General features: G+C 50.8%; 2 tRNA genes and 3 rRNA genes. All 5 read left to right on the plus strand.

The features are described from left to right. Window positions 1–116 precede the first annotated feature (116 nt). The 5 genes from KDM89_RS18975 (at window position 117) to rrf (ending at window position 5400) form a co-directional block, all read left to right on the plus strand. Window positions 117–1649, plus strand: a 16S ribosomal RNA gene (locus KDM89_RS18975). 102 nt (window positions 1650–1751) lie between these two features. Continuing rightward, window positions 1752–1828 (plus strand) — tRNA-Ile (locus tag KDM89_RS18980). Between the two features lie 26 nt (window positions 1829–1854). Beyond that, a tRNA-Ala gene (locus tag KDM89_RS18985) sits at window positions 1855–1930 on the plus strand. A gap of 363 nt (window positions 1931–2293) precedes the next feature. After that, a 23S ribosomal RNA gene (locus KDM89_RS18990) occupies window positions 2294–5167 on the plus strand. 120 nt (window positions 5168–5287) lie between these two features. Continuing rightward, window positions 5288–5400 (plus strand): 5S ribosomal RNA (rrf, locus tag KDM89_RS18995). Together the 16S, 23S and 5S rRNA genes with 2 tRNA genes alongside form the textbook arrangement of a ribosomal RNA operon. Window positions 5401–5420 lie beyond the last annotated feature (20 nt).

The raw sequence follows: 5420 nt of genomic DNA on the forward strand, positions 1-5420 counted from the left end.
CCGGGAAGCTTAAAACATATGAAGTGCTCGCAAAAGAAACAAGATAAAGAAATTTATCTCGTCAGTATTTTGAGAGAGGTCTCGCAAGAGACAGTCGAAAGACACCAACAGAGATTGAACTGAAGAGTTTGATCCTGGCTCAGATTGAACGCTGGCGGCATGCCTTACACATGCAAGTCGAACGGCAGCACGGGTGCTTGCACCTGGTGGCGAGTGGCGAACGGGTGAGTAAAGTATCGGAACGTGCCTGGTAGTGGGGGATAACTAGTCGAAAGACTAGCTAATACCGCATACGATCTAAGGATGAAAGCAGGGGACCTTCGGGCCTTGTGCTATCAGAGCGGCCGATATCTGATTAGCTAGTTGGTGGGGTAAAAGCCCACCAAGGCGACGATCAGTAGCTGGTCTGAGAGGACGACCAGCCACACTGGAACTGAGACACGGTCCAGACTCCTACGGGAGGCAGCAGTGGGGAATTTTGGACAATGGGGGCAACCCTGATCCAGCAATGCCGCGTGAGTGAAGAAGGCCTTCGGGTTGTAAAGCTCTTTTGTCAGGGAAGAAAAGGTTCTGGCTAATATCCAGAGCTGCTGACGGTACCTGAAGAATAAGCACCGGCTAACTACGTGCCAGCAGCCGCGGTAATACGTAGGGTGCAAGCGTTAATCGGAATTACTGGGCGTAAAGCGTGCGCAGGCGGTTTTATAAGTCTGATGTGAAATCCCCGGGCTCAACCTGGGAACTGCATTGGAGACTGTAAGGCTAGAGTGTGTCAGAGGGGGGTAGAATTCCACGTGTAGCAGTGAAATGCGTAGATATGTGGAGGAATACCGATGGCGAAGGCAGCCCCCTGGGATAACACTGACGCTCATGCACGAAAGCGTGGGGAGCAAACAGGATTAGATACCCTGGTAGTCCACGCCCTAAACGATGTCAACTAGTTGTCGGGTCTTAATTGACTTGGTAACGCAGCTAACGCGTGAAGTTGACCGCCTGGGGAGTACGGTCGCAAGATTAAAACTCAAAGGAATTGACGGGGACCCGCACAAGCGGTGGATGATGTGGATTAATTCGATGCAACGCGAAAAACCTTACCTACCCTTGACATGGCAGGAATCCTGAAGAGATTTGGGAGTGCTCGCAAGAGAACCTGCACACAGGTGCTGCATGGCTGTCGTCAGCTCGTGTCGTGAGATGTTGGGTTAAGTCCCGCAACGAGCGCAACCCTTGTCATTAGTTGCTACGAAAGGGCACTCTAATGAGACTGCCGGTGACAAACCGGAGGAAGGTGGGGATGACGTCAAGTCCTCATGGCCCTTATGGGTAGGGCTTCACACGTCATACAATGGTACATACAGAGGGCTGCCAAACCGCGAGGTGGAGCTAATCCCAGAAAGTGTATCGTAGTCCGGATTGGAGTCTGCAACTCGACTCCATGAAGTTGGAATCGCTAGTAATCGCGGATCAGCATGTCGCGGTGAATACGTTCCCGGGTCTTGTACACACCGCCCGTCACACCATGGGAGCGGGTTCTGCCAGAAGTAGGTAGCTTAACCGTAAGGAGGGCGCTTACCACGGCAGGGTTCGTGACTGGGGTGAAGTCGTAACAAGGTAGCCGTATCGGAAGGTGCGGCTGGATCACCTCCTTTCTAGAGCGTCGCGCAAATTAAGTGTTCACGTTTATTGGCTGTTGCAGAGTAAGAGAACGGTTGTGTTCGGGAGGACAAAGACCGGACACGCTGAAGGAAAGCGGGTCTGTAGCTCAGCTGGTTAGAGCACCGTGTTGATAACGCGGGGGTCGTTGGTTCGAGCCCAACCAGACCCACCAATAAATCATTGGTGTAGTAGGAAACTGGGGGTTTAGCTCAGCTGGGAGAGCACCTGCTTTGCAAGCAGGGGGTCGTCGGTTCGATCCCGTCAACCTCCACCAAGTTCTGTAAAAGCACTGCTGAGAAATCAGTGATGCAAAAAAAGCAGACGAAAGGGCAAACGTAAGCGAAGAGAAGTGAAGACGCTTAGGTTTGGACTTTCAAAACGAAAGACAAGAAGTTCTCGATCTTTAACAATTCAGAAGACAAAGTAGTAATAATCATGAAATGAATCGGAGACTGGCGCAAGTCAGTCGAAGATAAACGGTAATGATTGTATCTTACAAACAAAGTAGTAAGAGTGATCCAAGCGAATCTCGCAAGAGATTCAGAATGCGACACTTGCGCTACGGCGAACAAGCTAAATCAAACTCATAGTCAAGAACTGTAACCGTGCTTTGAGCAATCAAAGACTAAAGTTATAGGGACAAGTGACTAAGTGCATATGGTGGATGCCTTGGCGATATCAGGCGATGAAGGACGTAGTAGCTTGCGATAAGCTGCGGGGAGTGAGCAAACACACATTGATCCGCAGATTTCCGAATGGGGAAACCCGGCCGTAAGGTCATCGTACACTGAATACATAGGTGTACGAAGCGAACGTGGCGAACTGAAACATCTAAGTAGCTACAGGAAAAGAAATCAACCGAGATTCCCAAAGTAGTGGCGAGCGAAATGGGAAGAGCCTGCAAGAATTAGCATCTGGGATAATAGAACGGAATGGAAAGTCCGGCCAAAGAGGGTGATAGCCCCGTATATGAAATTCCAGATGTGGTACTAAGCTTGCGACAAGTAGGGCGGGACACGTGAAATCCTGTCTGAACATGGGGGGACCATCCTCCAAGGCTAAATACTCGATATCGACCGATAGTGAACCAGTACCGTGAGGGAAAGGCGAAAAGAACCCCGGAAGGGGAGTGAAATAGAACCTGAAACCGTATGCATACAAACAGTAGGAGCCTCGCAAGGGGTGACTGCGTACCTTTTGTATAATGGGTCAGCGACTTACATTCAGTGGCAAGGTTAACCAAATAGGGGAGCCGCAGAGAAATCGAGTCCGAATAGGGCGAATCAGTCGCTGGGTGTAGACCCGAAACCAGATGATCTACCCATGGCCAGGTTGAAGGTGCGGTAACACGCACTGGAGGACCGAACCCACTAATGTTGAAAAATTAGGGGATGAGCTGTGGATAGGGGTGAAAGGCTAAACAAATCTGGAAATAGCTGGTTCTCTCCGAAAACTATTTAGGTAGTGCCTCATGTATCACCTTCGGGGGTAGAGCACTGTTATGGCTAGGGGGTCATCGCGACTTACCAAACCATTGCAAACTCCGAATACCGAAGAGTGCGAGCATGGGAGACAGACATCGGGTGCTAACGTCCGGTGTCAAGAGGGAAACAACCCAGACCGCCAGCTAAGGTCCCAAAGACGTGCTAAGTGGAAAACGAAGTGGGAAGGCTAAAACAGTCAGGAGGTTGGCTTAGAAGCAGCCACCCTTTAAAGAAAGCGTAATAGCTCACTGATCGAGTCGTCCTGCGCGGAAGATGTAACGGGGCTAAGCACGGCACCGAAGCTGCGGATATCCTTTAAGGATATGGTAGGAGAGCGTTCTGTAAGCCTGTGAAGGTGACTGGTAACGGTTGCTGGAGGTATCAGAAGTGCGAATGCTGACATGAGTAGCGATAATGGGGGTGAAAAGCCCCCACGCCGTAAGCCCAAGGTTTCCTGTTCAACGTTCATCGGAGCAGGGTGAGTCGGCCCCTAAGGCGAGGCAGAGATGCGTAGCTGATGGGAAGCAGGTTAATATTCCTGCACCGTCGTTAGATGCGATGGGGGGACGGATCGCGGAAGGTTGTCAGGCGGTTGGAAGAGCCTGTTCTTAACTTATAGAAGGTGCTTAGGCAAATCCGGGCACATAATTCAAGGGGTTGAGACGAGTGAATTTATTCACGAAGCAATCGGAAGTGGTTCCAAGAAAAGCCTCTAAGCTTCAGTCTAACGAGACCGTACCGCAAACCGACACAGGTGGGCGAGATGAGTATTCTAAGGCGCTTGAGAGAACTCGGGAGAAGGAACTCGGCAAATTGGTACCGTAACTTCGGGATAAGGTACGCCTTTGTAGCTTGACTGATTTACTTCAGGAGGGCGAAGAGGTTGCAATAAACTGGTGGCTGCGACTGTTTAATAAAAACACAGCACTCTGCAAACACGAAAGTGGACGTATAGGGTGTGACGCCTGCCCGGTGCTGGAAGATTAAATGATGGGGTGCAAGCTCTTGATTGAAGTCCCAGTAAACGGCGGCCGTAACTATAACGGTCCTAAGGTAGCGAAATTCCTTGTCGGGTAAGTTCCGACCTGCACGAATGGCGTAACGATGGCCACACTGTCTCCTCCCGAGACTCAGCGAAGTTGAAGTGTTTGTGATGATGCAATCTACCCGCGGCTAGACGGAAAGACCCCATGAACCTTTACTGTAGCTTTGCATTGGACTTTGAACCGGTCTGTGTAGGATAGGTGGGAGGCTTTGAAGCGAGGACGCCAGTTCTCGTGGAGCCATCCTTGAAATACCACCCTGGTTTGTTTGAGGTTCTAACCTTGGCCCGTTATCCGGGTCGGGGACAGTGCATGGTAGGCAGTTTGACTGGGGCGGTCTCCTCCCAAAGTGTAACGGAGGAGTTCGAAGGTACGCTAGGTACGGTCGGACATCGTGCTAATAGTGCAATGGCATAAGCGTGCTTAACTGCGAGACCGACAAGTCGAGCAGGTACGAAAGTAGGACATAGTGATCCGGTGGTTCTGTATGGAAGGGCCATCGCTCAACGGATAAAAGGTACTCTGGGGATAACAGGCTGATTCCTCCCAAGAGTTCATATCGACGGGGGAGTTTGGCACCTCGATGTCGGCTCATCACATCCTGGGGCTGTAGCCGGTCCCAAGGGTATGGCTGTTCGCCATTTAAAGTGGTACGTGAGCTGGGTTTAAAACGTCGTGAGACAGTTTGGTCCCTATCTGCCGTGGGCGTTGGATATTTGAAGGGGGCTGCTCCTAGTACGAGAGGACCGGAGTGGACGAACCTCTGGTGTACCGGTTGTCATGCCAATGGCATTGCCGGGTAGCTATGTTCGGAAGAGATAACCGCTGAAAGCATCTAAGCGGGAAACTCGCCTTAAGATGAGATATCCCGGAGCTTTAAGCTCCTTGAAGGGTCGTTCGAGACCAGGACGTTGATAGGCTGGGTGTGGAAGTGCAGTAATGCATTAAGCTAACCAGTACTAATTGCCCGTAAGGCTTGTCCCTATAACTTTAGTAGGTGACATGAGTGTAATTTAGCGAAGTAAGAACAAGAGTTACCGAAAAGATTAGAACGAAAAGTCTTCTGAGTTGGGCGCAACGAGCGAGTTGCGCTGACAGTTTAAGCCTGATGACCATAGCGAGTTGGTACCACCCCTTCCCATCCCGAACAGGACCGTGAAACGACTTAGCGCCGATGATAGTGCTGCAACCAGTGTGAAAGTAGGTCATCGTCAGGCTCCCTATAAGAAACCCCCGC

Origin of the sequence: Cognatundibacterium luofuense (assembly GCF_018139685.1) — a bacterium.
Classification (GTDB): Bacteria; Pseudomonadota; Gammaproteobacteria; order Burkholderiales; family Burkholderiaceae_D; genus Undibacterium; species Undibacterium luofuense.